The organism is Mesorhizobium sp. M0074 (genome assembly GCF_040322975.1).
GTDB lineage: Bacteria > Pseudomonadota > Alphaproteobacteria > Rhizobiales > Rhizobiaceae > Mesorhizobium.
Map to the genome: position 1 here is coordinate 289,863 of NZ_JAMYUM010000005.1, position 14,260 is coordinate 304,122.

General features: G+C 64.1%; 15 protein-coding genes and 1 pseudogene. 6 read left to right on the forward strand and 10 right to left on the reverse strand.

All coding sequences use genetic code 11. From position 1 onward, the window contains the following. Window positions 1-197: 197 nt before the first annotated feature. The gene (locus NKJ73_RS09775) at window positions 198-2,195 is read left to right on the forward strand and encodes an AI-2E family transporter (protein WP_023675662.1); all 1,998 of its coding nucleotides are present in this window, start codon (window positions 198-200) and stop codon (window positions 2,193-2,195) included. A 124-nt stretch (window positions 2,196-2,319) separates the two neighbouring features. Here NKJ73_RS09775 and NKJ73_RS09780 read toward each other — a convergent pair whose 3' ends face one another. The 9 genes and pseudogenes from NKJ73_RS09780 to NKJ73_RS09820 form a co-directional block, all read right to left on the reverse strand. Then, window positions 2,320-3,255: a phosphatidate cytidylyltransferase gene (locus tag NKJ73_RS09780; protein ID WP_352569180.1), complete on the reverse strand. Its 936-nt coding sequence runs from the start codon at window positions 3,253-3,255 to the stop codon at window positions 2,320-2,322. Between the two features lie 22 nt (window positions 3,256-3,277). Continuing rightward, on the reverse strand, window positions 3,278-3,940 hold the full coding sequence (locus tag NKJ73_RS09785) for a lysophospholipid acyltransferase family protein (protein ID WP_292664595.1): 663 nt from the start codon (window positions 3,938-3,940) through the stop codon (window positions 3,278-3,280). An 8-nt stretch (window positions 3,941-3,948) separates the two neighbouring features. Continuing rightward, entirely contained in the window at window positions 3,949-4,377 is a 429-nt protein-coding gene (locus tag NKJ73_RS09790; protein ID WP_352569181.1) for a hypothetical protein, read from the reverse strand. Further along, entirely contained in the window at window positions 4,374-5,717 is a 1,344-nt protein-coding gene (locus NKJ73_RS09795) for a phosphatase PAP2/dual specificity phosphatase family protein (RefSeq protein WP_352569182.1), read from the reverse strand. Before NKJ73_RS09795 ends, NKJ73_RS09790 begins: the two co-directional genes overlap by 4 nt. A gap of 2 nt (window positions 5,718-5,719) precedes the next feature. After that, entirely contained in the window at window positions 5,720-7,507 is a 1,788-nt protein-coding gene (locus tag NKJ73_RS09800; RefSeq protein WP_352569183.1) for a bifunctional alpha/beta hydrolase/class I SAM-dependent methyltransferase, read from the reverse strand. A 26-nt stretch (window positions 7,508-7,533) separates the two neighbouring features. After that, window positions 7,534-8,136 (reverse strand): CDP-alcohol phosphatidyltransferase family protein, encoded by a 603-nt coding sequence (locus tag NKJ73_RS09805; protein WP_352569184.1) that lies wholly within the window; start codon window positions 8,134-8,136, stop codon window positions 7,534-7,536. Window positions 8,137-8,242: 106 nt separating this feature from the next. Next, on the reverse strand, window positions 8,243-8,923 hold the full coding sequence (locus NKJ73_RS09810; RefSeq protein WP_352457308.1) for a hypothetical protein: 681 nt from the start codon (window positions 8,921-8,923) through the stop codon (window positions 8,243-8,245). Between the two features lie 63 nt (window positions 8,924-8,986). Next, window positions 8,987-9,507 (reverse strand): annotated as a pseudogene (locus NKJ73_RS09815) (Hsp20/alpha crystallin family protein). A gap of 29 nt (window positions 9,508-9,536) precedes the next feature. Next, a complete protein-coding gene (locus NKJ73_RS09820; protein ID WP_352569185.1) occupies window positions 9,537-10,004 on the reverse strand; it encodes an Hsp20 family protein in 468 nt (155 codons plus the stop codon). A 345-nt stretch (window positions 10,005-10,349) separates the two neighbouring features. Between NKJ73_RS09820 and NKJ73_RS09825 the strand changes: the two genes are divergently transcribed. Then, window positions 10,350-10,562 carry a hypothetical protein gene (locus tag NKJ73_RS09825; protein ID WP_245274651.1) on the forward strand — a complete coding sequence of 71 codons (213 nt, stop codon included), beginning with the start codon at window positions 10,350-10,352 and terminating at the stop codon, window positions 10,560-10,562. Window positions 10,563-10,700: 138 nt separating this feature from the next. Continuing rightward, window positions 10,701-10,970 (forward strand): DUF982 domain-containing protein, encoded by a 270-nt coding sequence (locus NKJ73_RS09830; protein WP_352569186.1) that lies wholly within the window; start codon window positions 10,701-10,703, stop codon window positions 10,968-10,970. A 111-nt stretch (window positions 10,971-11,081) separates the two neighbouring features. Here the strand turns inward: NKJ73_RS09830 and NKJ73_RS09835 are convergent, their stop codons facing one another. After that, window positions 11,082-11,351: an usg protein gene (locus NKJ73_RS09835; protein ID WP_023718102.1), complete on the reverse strand. Its 270-nt coding sequence runs from the start codon at window positions 11,349-11,351 to the stop codon at window positions 11,082-11,084. Window positions 11,352-11,688: 337 nt separating this feature from the next. On the opposite strand from NKJ73_RS09835, the gene NKJ73_RS09840 reads away from it, so the two are divergent. From NKJ73_RS09840 to NKJ73_RS09850, 3 genes are all read left to right on the forward strand, one after another. Then, window positions 11,689-12,003 (forward strand): co-chaperone GroES, encoded by a 315-nt coding sequence (locus NKJ73_RS09840; RefSeq protein WP_352457303.1) that lies wholly within the window; start codon window positions 11,689-11,691, stop codon window positions 12,001-12,003. Window positions 12,004-12,060: 57 nt separating this feature from the next. Then, a complete protein-coding gene (groL, locus tag NKJ73_RS09845; protein ID WP_352569187.1) occupies window positions 12,061-13,692 on the forward strand; it encodes a chaperonin GroEL in 1,632 nt (543 codons plus the stop codon). Between the two features lie 336 nt (window positions 13,693-14,028). Then, the coding region (locus NKJ73_RS09850; protein WP_352569189.1) for a transposase at window positions 14,029-14,260 on the forward strand (232 nt) is incomplete at its 3' end.

Consider the following 14,260-nt stretch of genomic DNA (forward strand, 5'->3'; position numbering starts at 1 on the left):
TTGACCCAAAAGTTCCACGTTCTGGCGCAGACATGGAACAGGATTGCCCGTGACGTCATTAATGCAAAAAATTCTACCATGACTGAATTTGCCGCGCTGCCGACCAGGGCAATCGGCGTCCAGCTGGGTGAGACGCTGCGAAGTTGCACGCCGGCTCAATATGCCCGATCATGGCGACGGCGGGGCGGAGGTATCAAGTGGCGGCAAATCGTCGAAACGACGCGCACCTGTCGGAGCCCCGGCGGGCGGGCATTGTTTCCGCGGCCAGGGCGCTTCCGCGCACATCGTTGCCCAGCGTAGCGTCGGTCGTGACGGCCGTCGCGGCGCTCTATTTCGGGCGCGAGGTCTTTCTGCCGATCGCAATCGCGCTGCTGCTTACCTTTGCGCTCGTGCCCATGGTGTCGGCACTCAAGCGAGCCGGCATTCCGCGTCTTCCTGCCGTGATCGCCAGTGTGCTCGGCGCATTCACGGTGCTGGCTCTGTTCTCCTTCATCGTCGCCACGCAGGTCAGTGAACTGGCGCAGAACATTCCGCTTTACCAGGCGAATATCCTGACCAAGGTCCGGTCGCTCAAGGAAACCGGCGTCGGCGGCGGCATCGTTTCCAGATTGAGCCGGGTGATCGAACGCGTCGGCCAGGAGCTCGACAGACCCGAGCCCGCACAACCCGCCGCCGATCAGCCTCCGCGGGAACCGATCCCGGTCGAAATCGTCGCGCGCGAACGACCGCTCGAGGTTCTCCAGAATCTGATCGGCCCGCTGCTGAGCCCGCTGGCATCGGCCGGACTGATCGTCGTGGTCGTCATATTCATGCTGCTCGAGCGGGAGGACCTGCGCGATCGCTTCATACGCCTCGTCGGCTATGGCGATCTGCATCGAACCACCGAGGCGCTGCAGGATGCCGGCAAGCGCGTCGGCCGCTATCTGCTCATGCAACTGGTCGTGAACATCGTCTATGCCGTCCCGATTGCCATCGGACTTTGGCTGCTGGGCATACCCAATCCATTGCTGTGGGGCTTGCTGGCGCTGGCGCTGCGCTTCGTTCCCTATATCGGCCCGGTCATAGCGACGCTGTTGCCTCTGTTCCTGGCGCTGGCCGTGGCGCCCGGCTGGTCGCTCGTGCTCTGGACTGCAGGGCTTTTCGTCGTGGTGGAACTGATCACCGGCAACGTGATCGAACCTTGGCTCTACGGCTCGCGCACCGGGCTGTCGCCATTGGCCATCATCGTTGCGGCGATCTTCTGGACCTGGCTTTGGGGGCCATTGGGCCTGGTTCTGTCGACGCCGCTCACGGTCTGCCTCGTCGTGCTCGGCCGCCATGTGCCGCAGTTCGAATTCCTCGACGTTCTGTTCGGCAACGAACCCGTGCTCGAACCGCACGCCCGGCTTTACCAGCGGCTGTTGGCCGGCGATCCCGAGGAAGCGACGGACCATGCCGAGGAGATGCTGGAGGAAGAATATCTGGTCGAGTTCTACGACAAGGTCGCGATTCCCGCACTTCTGCTCGGCGAGCAGGACCGGGTGCGTGGTGTGTTGAGCGATGAGCAAAGACAGCAGGTCGCGGGCAGCGCGCTGACGATGGTGGCGAACCTCGACGACAGCGCGCAGGAGGAGGCGGAAGCGGACGACACGGCCGCGGCCGAGGACCACGGCTCACGCGAGGACAAGCACGTTCAGGGGGAGGTTCAGGGCGAGGAAGACACCGAACTGCCGGATGGCACGGGCATGTCGGTGCTGTGCGCCGGAGGGCGCGGCGAACTCGACGACGCGGCTGCCGCCATGCTGGCGCAGGTGCTCGAAGTCCAGGGCGCTACGGTGTTGAGAGCGAGCTTCGCCGAGATGGAACCGGGGAGCATTCGCCGCCTTGAGCTCGACGCCGTCGATACTGTCGTCGTCGGATTTTTGAACCGGGATTCCGTCAAGCACGGGCGGTTCCTGGTCCGTCGGCTGAAACGCGCCAAACCAAGGTTGCGAGTGGGCATCGTGTTGTGGTCGGAAGCCGACAGCGACAACCAGGAGGCAGATGCCAGATTGGCCAACGAGATCAACGCCGATTTCGTCGCACATGGCATGGTAGGCGCGGTGCTCGGTGCGTTGTCCAGCGCTGCGCCGGTGGCGCTGAAGACCACCGCCAAACGCCGCATGCGCCGCCTGACGCCGGCGCGCAAGAAAGAGCCGCTCGCCGCGGCAAAATGAGCGCGGCGAAGACTGCGGCAGGTCGGGTTATTACCGCTTTCGCGAAAGTGGTAACAACGAAACGGATCAGGTTATCTTCGCAAGGTCGCGCTGAACCGTCCGCCGCGGCAAACGGCGCCAACCTTCATACAGTCCAGAAATAGCGCACCGTATGGAAGAAGACCGGGGCGGCGAAGACCAGGCTGTCGGCACGGTCCATCATGCCGCCGTGGCCTTCGATCAGATGGCCCCAGTCCTTGACGCCTTGATCGCGCTTGATGGCGGAGGCGACCAGCCCGCCAAGGAAGCCCATCAGGCAGGCGATGAAGGCGACGCCGGCTGCCTGCAGCGGCGAGAACGGCGTCAGGAACGACAGTAGCGCGCCGAGCAGGCTCGACGCCGCCAGCCCGCCGACCAGCCCCTCCCAAGTCTTCGACGGCGAGACCGTCGGCGCCAGGAGATCCCGGCCGAACAGCTTGCCGAAAATATATTGCAGCACGTCGCTGCCTTGCACGGTGATGATCAGGAAAGCGATCAGCAACAGGTTGCGGCCTTCGAAGCCTGGCACCTCGAGCGTCAGCAGCGCCGGCACGTGGCTGACGCAGTAGACCGAAATCATCACCGCCCATTGCTGCGCCGAGACGCGCTCGAGAAAGCGTTCGGTGTCGCCGTGCAGCGCGGTGATCGCCGGCATCAGCAGGAAGCAGTAGACCGGGATGAAGATGGTGAACAGGCCGTACCAGGCGGTCCACACCAACCAGTACTGGAACGGGATGACGATGCCGAACATGCCGAGCAGCACCCAGTGGTCGCTGCGGCGGCTGTGCGTCAGCGTCACGAATTCGCGCAACGCGGCGAACGAAATCAGCGCGAACAGGATGGTCATGCCGGGGCGGCCGAAGAAGAAGGCAACGGTGATCGCCACCACCATCACCCACCAGGCATTGATGCGCTGGGTGAGGTTGACCAGCGTCGGCGACAACGGCTTTGGCGCGCGCCATGACAAGACACCGGCGACGACGCTGGCACTGATCAGCACCGCCAGCAGGCCGACAATCAGAATGAGGGTTTCGTGCATCATCGGTAGCATTTTGCCTTGGTCCTCAATCGTCTCGCTGCGGCCGGGGGTTGAGCGCCAGCAGCGTTTCGCGGGCGCGGTCGAGAAAGGCGCGGCGTTCCTCACCCGGTTGAATGGCGATCGGCGCGCCGAAGACGACGCGGCAAAGCAGCGGCACCGGCACGAATTGGCCCTTGGGCAGCACCCGCGACATGTTCTCGATCCAGCACGGGATGAGCTCGACATCGGGCCGCGCCATCGACAGATTGTAGAGGCCGGAGCGGAACGGCAGCAGCGGTTCGTCGGTCATGTTGCGCGTGCCTTCGGGAAACAGGATCAGCGAATGGCCCTGGTCGAGCACCGACAGCATGATCGAGATCGGGTGCTGCGTTTCATCCGTCCACTGCCGGTGGATCAGCACGGAAGACAGCATGTCCTCCGCAATGAAACGGCGCAGCCGCGTCTTGCCCCAATAATCGGCGGCCGCCACCGCATGGGTACGGGCGCGCTCCTTCTCGCTGAGGCAGGCCGACAGCAGAATGAAATCGCCGTGGCTGGCATGGTTGGCGAAGTAGATGCGCTGCCGGTCCGATGGCTGGCTGCCGTTCCAGATCGGCCGCACTCCGGTGACCACCCAGGCCAGTGCCGACAGGCCGACCGAGGTCACCGTCTGCAGCAGGGTATAGGTGCTGACGCGAAGCTTTGTCATGGACGGGCTCAAAAGAATGCCGCGACGACCGAGGCCGCCGCGAACAGGCCAAATGCGATACGCTGCTTGGCGAGCAGACGGCGCGTGCCGGCCATCCGCTGGTCGAGCGAGCGGCCGCCTGCCGCCGTGGGTTTCAGCCGCATGCGCGCCAGCACGTCGTCGATCGCCGCACCGCCGCCTGCCTCGCTGGCGTGGCTGGCCATCAGCCGGAACAGCAGCGCGTCGAACAAAAGCAGGGCCGAGAGAATAATTGTGGCTATGGCACCCGCGGCGGCGATCAGCCAGGCCGCCGCGGACAGCGACGATGTTTGCGGCGCAGCCGCCAGGCCGATGACCGGCGCCGCCAGCAAGGCAGCAGCAATCAACAGCAGCGGCCACGCCACCTGCACCATCAGTCCGGCGGCGAACGTCTCGGCCTTATCTCGAAAGGCGGTCATGTCGCCGCATCCATGCCAAGATGCACAGGCCGGCCCGCGGCGGCGAGCTGGCCTCGCGCCTGATCCGGCGTGGCGGCCCGGCCGCTGGCGACCAGCCATTCGGCGACGACGGCGGCGCTGCGTTGGAAGCCGAGCGCACAGCAGATCAGCACCGTGCCCTGGCTCTGCGCCGTCTCGATCGCCGCCACCGCTTGCGCACGTGCCTCGCGAGACGGCGGCAAAAGGTCGACCATGGGCAGGCTCAACCAGTGGATCGAGGCGCCACGCGGCCTTTCCAATTCGCCGGCAAGGTCGATCACCGTGCCGAAGGCGTCGGCCTCGGCGGCGGTCGGAAAACGGCCAAGGGAAACACCGTCGGCAATGACGATCTGCGCCGGAAGCTTTCGCGTCCATGCCCACACATTGACCTTGGCGGCAACCCGGTAGGGCCACAGCAGAAGACGGCTGGCCAGCGACACGCGGCCATCGGCTGTTTTCTGGAACACCGTGGCGCCGGCGCCGGCATAGGCGAAAGCGACTATGGCCAGCGCCAGTGCCGGCCACAACAGGATGAGCCATAGCGCCGAGACCAATGCCCCGGCAGCGGCGCCGGCCAGCGCAAAGGCTGCGCCAAGCGCATAGAACAGCGCCAGAAGCCGCGCTTTCGGGTCCGCGGTCAGGCGGAAGCCGGCGAAAGGCAAGGCGCCGTCGCGCGGAAACAGCCACAGCGCGAAAAGGCCGAGCAGCGCGCCGGTCGGAATGTCGATGAAATGGTGCTGCCACGTCGTCAGCACCGAGGCGCCGATCAGGAAACACCAGGCATGCCAGGCGACGCCGGCGATGCCGGTCAATCTGTGACGCCAATGGTCCCAGATGATGACCAGCAGCGCAATATGCAGCGACGGCGCCTGGTTGAAGGGTTTGTCGAAGCCGCCGAGCACGGCGAACATGAAGCCGGGCGGGCCGCTCGTCTGCGGGCGCACGAACGTCGCAGTCAGCGGGAACAGGATGAAGCAGGCGACGGCGACGATCTGCGCCGTCAGATAGCGGCCGGCAAGGCGGTCGACGCCGCTCTTCGAATTGTTCAACAGCAACGACAAGCCATAGAACAGGTTGATCGACCAGTAGGGCACGATCGTCCAGGCAAGGAACGGGATGCCATGCTCCCAGCCGAAGACGATGCTGCCGATATCGTCGCGCCGCGACGCCAGCCAATTGGCGAAGCCGTAGGTGGCGTAGAAGAACGGCGCCAGAAATGACAGCCACAATGCGGCGCGCAGGACTATCCCGGGATACGGCTCGCGCGGCAAGGCCGGAAGGGCAGGGGCATCGCGAGGAACGGCAGAAGCAGGCAAGTCCATGTTCAGACGCGCCGCGCGACCGAAACGGTGAAGATGCCCCACTGGTCGATGCGCTGGTCGAGTTTCTCGAAACCGGCGGCCGCCACCAGCTGGTCCATCTCGGCCTGCGTGCGGCGGCGCATCACCCAGGCCTGGCCGCCGCGGTGCGAGGTCAGGCTGCGCGCGATCATCTCGAGCTGCGGATGCCAAGGCTGGTTGGTGTAGACGAGCAGGCTTCCGGGCTGCATGGCGCTGGCCAGTCCACCGAGCGAGCGGGCGATCATGGCATTGTCGGAAAACAATTCGTAGAGCCCCGAGACGATGGCGAGATCCGGCGCCGGGTCGAGCCCGGCCAGCATCGTGGCGTCGAAGGCGTCACCTTGATGGAACGAGACGGTCGCCGGCAGCTGGCGCTCGGCGATCAGCTTGCGGCCGTGCGAGACGTTGAGCTCGGAGAAATCCTGCAGCCGTACGCTTGCCGGCGGCGCGGCGCATTTCTGCACGGCATCGAGCACATAGCGGCCATGGCCGGCGGCGATATCGACGATATGGACCGGCCGGCCGGCGGCCTTGAGCGAGGCGGCGGCGCTGCCGATCAGCTCTTCCAGATGCAGCTTGCGCTGGCGGATGCCGCGCCAGCCGATGGCATCGAGAAAGGTGCGGTCGATCATGCGGCCGATGGGGCTGATGCCGCGCGCCTCGTTCTCGTAGACATAGTCGAGCGTCGAGCCGGAATCGAAGCCGGTGGCGATCCCCGTCTTCATGCCGGACGACAGCCAGGCGCCCATGCGGATCGAGGCGCGGCTGATTGCCCAGTAGAGACCTTTGGGCGACAGCAGCGGCAGCGGCGAGGCCAGTCGGTCGGCCTCGTCGCGTGTGTAGCCGGCACGGTCGGCCCCGGTCAGGTCGACCGGCTTTTCCGGCGCTGTGAACTGCCTTTCGAGGAAAGGCCTGATCAGGTCGAGTGCCTTGTGGCGGTCGCGCTCGCCCAGCGTGTCGTGGAAGAAGCCGGGCAGCACGTGCCGCTCCTTGGCCGGGCTCGCCAGATTGACGAAAAACTCGTGCTGCGGTCCATGGCGCACCACCCAGTCGCTGCCGGAGATCAGAAGCTGTGTCGGCACGGTGATCGCGCGGGCGTCGGCGACGATGCGCGCGGCATGGTCGTAGAGCTCGACCAGGATGTTGGAGGCGATCGGCCGGGTGATCAGCGGGTCGGCGTCGAAGGAGGCGATGCGCTCGGGGTCATGCGTCAGGAATTTCGCCTTGACGTAGGAATTGACGAAGAAGCGGCCCTTCAGCTTCTGCCACAACGCAATGCCTTGCTTCGCGAAGGGCACGTAGAGCTTGACCGAGAAGGCCGGCGAGGCCAGCACCAGGGCGCGAATGTCGGGCGCGTAATCGTGCACCCAGGCGGCGGCAAGCACGGCGCCGAAGGATTGCGCGATCAGCGCGATGTCGGGCCGGGCAAAGCCGTCGCTGCCAATCTCGCGCACAAAACAATCGATGTCGCGCACCAGCGCGGCAAACGACGGCGCATAGCCGCGTTCGCCGGCGGAGCGGCCATTGCCGCGCGCGTCCGAGGCATAGAAGGCGTGGTCGGGCATCTCGAGCTCGTCGACCAGATGCGCCATGCGGCCGCCATGCTCGTGGCCGCGATGGAACAGCAGGATGGCGCCCTTGCGGTTTTCCGACAGAGCCGGCCAATAGCGATAGAAGATCTCGGTGCCGTCATGGCTCTTGAAGCTGCGCTCCTGCGCCACCCGCTCGATATTGGCTGAAGCCACTGCCGCAACCGTCTGTTGGTGAAGCATGTTGTTCTCCCTGGCGAGACCGGAATTCAGCTGCCGCTCCCGTTAAGGCCGCTGTGTATCCGGTTGATGGCGGTCGCCAGCGAGAGTGTAGCCATGGCCGGAAACACGAGCGGCGTGAGCGCCGGGACCCACAGGCCGGACGCGATAAGCACGGCGAGGATGCCGAGCGCCAGCGCCCGGTCGCTTTTGCCGAACGGGCCGGCATAGTTGCGCCCGGTTCCTGCGGCGATGCCGAGCACGCCGGCGAACTCCGTGATCATAGCCGCGATCGCAAATGCAACGACGCCCCAGGCAGGAAAAATGACGGCAAAGGCCAGGATCAAAGCGAGATCGGAGACAACATCGCAGAGCTCGTTGAGATACATGCCGAGCTTCGAGGCCTGGCCATGTTCCCTCGCGAGCATACCGTCGATCGCATTCAGCGCCATTCGCGTAAACAGCACGAGCGGCATCAGCAGAAAGACCACGCGGTGGCCGGCAAGGGCTGCCACCACAAGGCCGGTGGCGAGCGAGAGGGCAGCGGCCAGCAACGTGATCTGGTTGGCGGTGACGCCGGCTCTGGCCAGTCCGTCGGCAAGCGGCCGCAACCTGGCCTGGAAGGCCGGTTTCAGCGCATAAAGCGTCGGCATGTGCGAACCCCCCGGCCGCGGTGCAAAGTGATCTTGGCGAGGATGGTCAATTGGCGCGCAAGGCGCAAGGGCGGCGCCCATCACTTTCCGCAAACTTGCCGGACGGCTATGTCCTCGCTTTGACCGTGTCGCCCGGGAACAGGGCGGGCAAACTTTGTTCGGCCGCCGCCCAGGCGCGACTATGGTAACGCCGCAGGATGAGAATGCATGCGGCGAAGACCAGCAGCCCGCAAATCACGCCGGGCGTCATGCCCCCGCCAAACGCAGACTTTACAACGATGCCGGTGAAGACGCCGGCAATGGCGCCATTGATCGTGCCCACCATCCCCGCGGTGGTCATGAAATATTGCAGCGGCGAGGGTCTGAGACCTTTGTCGACCAGCACCGCCGAGGGGTCGTCATGCGTGGAATTGACGAGGTATCTTTGCAGGACGGGCGCCAGTTCGACGAAATAGTGGCGGATCCTGGCCATGCCGCGGGCATGCACCATGTCCTCGATGGCAACCTGCACCGCGCGCACGAAGGTGACCAGTCCGATGAAGAAAAGGCAAGGCAGCAAGATCAGGCTGAACAACACGAACGGCCTGCCCATCTCCGTGACCTGCGCGACGAAGGACAAGGCAATCGTTGCGCTCGAGACCGAGGTCAGGAACAGATCGGCTCTCTGGTTCGCTTCCTGAATGGTCGCGGCGCGAGCGTTTTGCAGGACGAAATGCTCGGTCGTCAGGCACTGCAGGGCGTGCTGCGCCTGGTCAGGCGGAACCGGAGCGTCGGGAGAACGGGTCATCGACATTTGCCCGCTTCTGCCCGCCGGAACCGGCAGGCAGAGGGGGTGTCGTCCTACGAGCCGTCAGGACTTGCCGTCGCCGCCGCTGATGGCGATACGCTTGGCCTTGGCCTGGGCGCGCTCCGTCTTGGGCAGCGTCACGCTGAGCACACCGTTCCGGAACGCGGCGTTCACCTTGTCTTCGTCGACTTCGTAGCCGAGCGGGATACGCCGCTCGAAACGGCCATAGAAGCGTTCGGAGAACTGCCTGTCCTTGTCCTCGGTCTCTTCGCGCTTCTCGCCGCGCAGCGTCAGCACGCCGTCATCGAGCAGCAGCTCGACATCTTTCGCGTCCATGCCGGGGATCTCGGCGGTGACGCGGATCTCCTTTTCGCCATCGGCGATGTCGATACTGGGCCAGCTGGCGCTGGCCGCGGAGAGGCCACCGAGCGACGGCAGCCGCGTGTCGAAGCCGCGGAACGCCTCGTCGAACAGGCGGTTCATTTCGCGATGCAGCGTCAGGAAGGGATCGCGATCGGCGTCACGGAACAGGCTGGGGCCTGATTGTTCTCCCGGCCCCAGGGAATGAGATCACGAATAGCCATTGCATAGTCTCCTTTCTCGACTGGTGCATTCAGGCAGCCTGCTCGACCTGCGCGACCTTCGGCCCGGTCTTCGGCGAGGCGACATCGGTCGCGATGGCGATGCGCCGAGGCTTCATCTCCTCGGGCACCTCACGTACCAGATCGATGCTGAGCAGGCCGTTGTCGAGCGAGGCGCCTGCGACCTTGACGTGATCGGCAAGCTCGAAACGGCGGGTAAAGGGCCGTGTGGCGAGGCCATGATGCAGATACTCCGCGTTGTCCGGCTCCTTGTGCTGGCCGGAGACAATCAGGAGGTTGGGTTCATGGGTGATTTCGAGGTCGTCCTCGGAAAACCCGGCTACGGCGATAGTGATGCGGTAGTTGTTCTCGCCGCTGCGCGCGATGTCATAGGGCGGCCAGGCGTCGAAAGCCTGCGGCGCATTTTCCAGCAGGTTGAAGACGCGGTCGAAGCCGATGCTCGACCGATAGAGCGGGGAAAAGTCGAATGCGGTTCTCATAGCTACATCCTCCATCGAGCAACATAGATACGAGGAGCGCCAAAGAGCTGGCGCTCCCTGGCTTCGCCGGCCCCATTTCGGCGACCGGTGCCTTCGATCTGGTTATTGTCCGCCGCAAGTCAAGACCCGGTGGCTTTCGCTTTGCCGGTTTTTCGGGCCGGTTTTCGGTCGGCTCGGCGAGGCTGCCAATCCCCCTTTTTGCGGCGAGATGTCCGGCAGGAGATTGCCTGTTTGGTTTCAATCGCCAACGCTGACTTCCCCGGCCGGTTATTGTCTGCAGCAGGTCAAGACCCAGATTTCTTGTGTTGCCGGGCCCGTTCCCGGCACTCGCAGATGGAGCTGACCATGACACGCGACGAGATCATTTCTGTGCTGGGCCCGGTCGACGAAGCCGTGATCGCCGACATTGCGGCGACGGACGGGACGGTCCAGGAATTGCGCGAGGCCCTGGCCTGGATCGCCGCCGACGAGGCGTTGGTGAACGAGGGCCGACCGCTGCCGACGGCAAGAGTAGCGACGCTGATCGAACTGCTGCAAGGGCCCGACGAGGAGGAATAACCGGCTGTTGCCGCGATGCTCTTGAACCGCGCAGAGAGACGAACCATGTCCTTCAGCGGCGCCGGCCGGCCGCCGGTGCCTGCCAGCATAACGTTGCTTGCTCAAACAAGAAGACGATCAGAAAACAAGGAGGAAGTGATGGACGACGTCCGCTTTGCCGAGCCAATCACGTTGAAATTCCAATCCAGCGAGCGCAAGGTCGCCAGCAGTTGGGAAGCTATCGAATGCATGCGCCAGCAGTGGCCGGACCGTGCACGCGGCCGGAGTTGGCGCGCCGCCTATCGGACCTGCCGCGACGCGCTCGACGGCTGGCGCACCGCGCGTGATGCGCGCAAGGCCTTCGTCAGGGCGGCGCGCAAGGCTGGATTGCTCGCATCGGCCCGCAAGCCTGTCGACCACGCCGGCTAGCCCGGACCCCTCCGACATTGTGAGACCCAAAACAAGTGGGGGAGAGTTAGCTACCTCTCTCCCCCGCTTCGGAGACTTTGTCCGCTGTCTAGCGGCTGATCGGGTTGCTCCTCAGTGGACGGTAATAATGCCGTTTACGGCCCGCCATTCGGAGGGCTGGATCAGGTGATGATGGGCGACGCGCACCGAATGCAGCGGGCCTTCGATCTCGCGCTCCCAGAAATCGAGGAAATGCTTCAGCGTCGGGAAATCAGGGGCGATATCGTATTCCTGCCAGATATAGAGCTGAAGCAGGCTTCGATGGTCGGGCAGACGGTAGTGGATCTCCGCCGTGGTGAGGCCAAACCCTTGCATCTGGAGCTGAAAGTCCCTGCTGGTCATGCAATCCTTCCTTCCCAATGAACCTCGGTCTGCAAAACGCCTCGCCTTCCACATAGGTTCCAGCCGCCGCAAGCGGCTCAGGAGACGGACAGATTTGGAAATCCGGCCGGGTCATCGCGCCGGAAACGGCGAATGTGCGAACAATTACAGCGTATTGGCACTCTCAGGCGTCGAGTGCTAAAATTTTTGCATTATCCTCTTGAAAGCTGAAAAAAGCGCGACTAGTTCGTATGCGCGCGATGCCTGATGAAGGGGTCGCGCACCCCGTGCCGGGCCGATATTGCCGGTCCGGTCAGGAGGATGTTCGAAAATCTGTTTGTCCCGAGAGGAGAACGACATGGCGTTCCGTCCATTGCATGACCGCATCCTAGTCCGCCGCATCGAGGTCGACGAAAAGACAGCGGGCGGCATCATCATCCCCGACACCGCCAAGGAGAAGCCGCAGGAGGGCGAGGTCATTGCCGCCGGCCCCGGCGCGCGCGACGACAGCGGCCAGTTGCAGCCGCTCGACGTCAAGGTCGGCGACCGCATTTTGTTCGGCAAATGGTCCGGCACCGAGATCAAACTCAATGGCGAGGATCTGCTCATCATGAAAGAGAGCGACGTGCTGGGCGTGATCGAAGCCACGGGCGAAATGAAGAAGGCTGCCTGAGCGGGGCCTGAACAAGCATTCCAGTCAACGAAAAGCTGCCTATCGAGGAGTGTTCCAATGGCTGCCAAAGATGTGAAATTTCATACCGAAGCCCGCGAGAAGATGTTGCGCGGCGTCGATATCCTTGCCAATGCGGTGAAGGTGACGCTCGGTCCCAAGGGCCGCAACGTTGTCTTGGACAAATCGTTCGGCGCGCCGCGCATCACCAAGGACGGCGTGACGGTGGCGAAAGAGATCGAGCTTGAGGACAAGTTCGAGAACATGGGCGCGCAGATGGTGCGCGAGGTCGCCTCGAAGACCAGCGATACCGCCGGCGACGGCACCACGACCGCGACGATTCTTGCTCAGGCCATCGTCAGGGAAGGGGCCAAGGCCGTCGCTGCCGGCATGAACCCGATGGACCTGAAACGCGGCATCGACAAGGCGGTCGACGCCGTCGTCGCCGACCTGAAATCCAATGCCCGCAAGGTGACCAGGAACGACGAAATCGCCCAGGTCGGCGCCGTCTCTGCCAATGGCGATGCCGAGATCGGCCGCTTCCTCGCCGAGGCGATGGAAAGGGTTGGCAATGAGGGCGTCATCACTGTCGAAGAAGCCAAGACCGCCGAGACCGAGTTGGAAGTGGTCGAAGGCATGCAGTTCGACCGTGGCTATCTCTCGCCTTATTTCATCACCAACCAGGACAAGATGCGCGTCGAACTCGAAGAACCCTATGTGCTGATCCACGAGAAGAAGCTCTCCAACCTCCAGGCCATGCTTCCCGTGCTCGAAGCCGCCGTGCAATCCGGCAAGCCGCTGCTGATCATTGCCGAGGACGTCGAAGGCGAGGCGCTGGCGACGCTTGTCGTCAACAAGCTGCGCGGTGGCCTGAAGGTTGCAGCTGTCAAGGCGCCGGGTTTTGGTGACCGCCGCAAGGCCATGCTCGAAGACATTGCCATCCTGACCGGCGGCACGGCGATCTCGGAAGACCTCGGCATCAAGCTCGAGAACGTCACACTGGAGATGCTCGGCCGCGCCAAGAAGGTGCTGATCGAGAAGGAAAACACCACCATCGTCGACGGCGCCGGCCGCAAGGATGAAATCCAGGCGCGCGTCAGCCAGATCAAGGCGCAGGTCGAGGAAACCACCTCCGACTACGACCGCGAGAAGCTGCAGGAGCGGTTGGCCAAGCTCGCAGGCGGTGTCGCCGTCATCCGTGTCGGCGGCTCGACCGAAATCGAGGTCAAGGAGCGCAAGGATCGCGTCGACGATGCAATGCACGCCACACGCGCGGCGGTCGAGGAAGGTATCCTGCCCGGCGGTGGCGTGGCGCTGCTGAGGGCGGCGAAGGCGCTCGACAATATCGAGGTCGACAATCCGGACCAGAAGACCGGCGTCGAGATCGTGCGTCGCGCGATCGAGGCCCCGGTGCGCCAGATCGCCGAAAATGCCGGCGCCGAAGGTTCGATCATCGTCGGCAAGCTGCGCGAGACGGCCGATTTCGGCTATGGCTGGAACGCGCAGACCAACGAGTTCGGCGACCTCTACAGTCAAGGCGTCATCGACCCGGCCAAGGTCGTACGCACTGCCCTGCAGGGTGCCGCCTCTGTTGCCGGCCTGCTGGTGACGACCGAGGCGATGGTGGCCGAGAAGCCGAAGAAGGAAACGCCCATGCCTCCGATGCCCGGCGGTGGCGGCATGGACTTCTAAGGCCAGGCTTCCAAAGCGCGACTTCGAAACGGCAGATGGACCGTGTCCGCCTTCGTCGCCCTCGCCCGCCGCAACGACCTGCTTGCGCCGCAGACGAGCGGGATGGTTGCCGGCGAGAGCGTTGCTGGCGCGACGGTTGCCGACTGGGCAACGCGCGCACAGCGCGTCAACGCCGGTCTGAGCGGTCGGAGAAGTCGCCAATCTCCCCCTTGAGGATAGTGTGCTGAAGGTTCTGCAAAAAGTTTTGGAGAGAGAACGGCGCCTGCTCTGAGGGGCGAGCGGCCATGGCACGGTGGTGACGTTGCGATCACCGATTCCCGTGGAAGGGGAAGTGCCATGACCAATCGAGAAGTTAGACTGAGCAGAGGCGAGTTGAAAGCGTTGCTGTTGTCGGACGAGGACGGCTTTCGCCAGGCATTGCAGAGTGTCGTGCAGGAGGTTCTTGAAGCCGAGATGACGGAGGCGATCGGGGCCGAGAAAGGCGAGCGGACGGCGGAGCGGACGAGTTACCGGTCCGGCTATTACGAGCGCAAGCTGGTGACGCGGGTCGGGGTGCTGGAGCTTCGCG

Coding starts and splice junctions, on each gene's coding strand:
- NKJ73_RS09780 (WP_352569180.1), bottom strand. CDS start 3,255: ATGATGCACGAAACCCTCATTCTGATTGTCGGCCTGCTGGCGGTGCTG.
- NKJ73_RS09785 (WP_292664595.1), bottom strand. CDS start 3,940: ATGACAAAGCTTCGCGTCAGCACCTATACCCTGCTGCAGACGGTGACC.
- NKJ73_RS09790 (WP_352569181.1), bottom strand. CDS start 4,377: ATGACCGCCTTTCGAGATAAGGCCGAGACGTTCGCCGCCGGACTGATG.
- NKJ73_RS09795 (WP_352569182.1), bottom strand. CDS start 5,717: ATGGACTTGCCTGCTTCTGCCGTTCCTCGCGATGCCCCTGCCCTTCCG.
- NKJ73_RS09800 (WP_352569183.1), bottom strand. CDS start 7,507: ATGCTTCACCAACAGACGGTTGCGGCAGTGGCTTCAGCCAATATCGAG.
- NKJ73_RS09805 (WP_352569184.1), bottom strand. CDS start 8,136: ATGCCGACGCTTTATGCGCTGAAACCGGCCTTCCAGGCCAGGTTGCGG.
- NKJ73_RS09810 (WP_352457308.1), bottom strand. CDS start 8,923: ATGACCCGTTCTCCCGACGCTCCGGTTCCGCCTGACCAGGCGCAGCAC.
- NKJ73_RS09820 (WP_352569185.1), bottom strand. CDS start 10,004: ATGAGAACCGCATTCGACTTTTCCCCGCTCTATCGGTCGAGCATCGGC.
- NKJ73_RS09825 (WP_245274651.1), top strand. CDS start 10,350: ATGACACGCGACGAGATCATTTCTGTGCTGGGCCCGGTCGACGAAGCC.
- NKJ73_RS09830 (WP_352569186.1), top strand. CDS start 10,701: ATGGACGACGTCCGCTTTGCCGAGCCAATCACGTTGAAATTCCAATCC.
- NKJ73_RS09835 (WP_023718102.1), bottom strand. CDS start 11,351: ATGACCAGCAGGGACTTTCAGCTCCAGATGCAAGGGTTTGGCCTCACC.
- NKJ73_RS09840 (WP_352457303.1), top strand. CDS start 11,689: ATGGCGTTCCGTCCATTGCATGACCGCATCCTAGTCCGCCGCATCGAG.
- groL (WP_352569187.1), top strand. CDS start 12,061: ATGGCTGCCAAAGATGTGAAATTTCATACCGAAGCCCGCGAGAAGATG.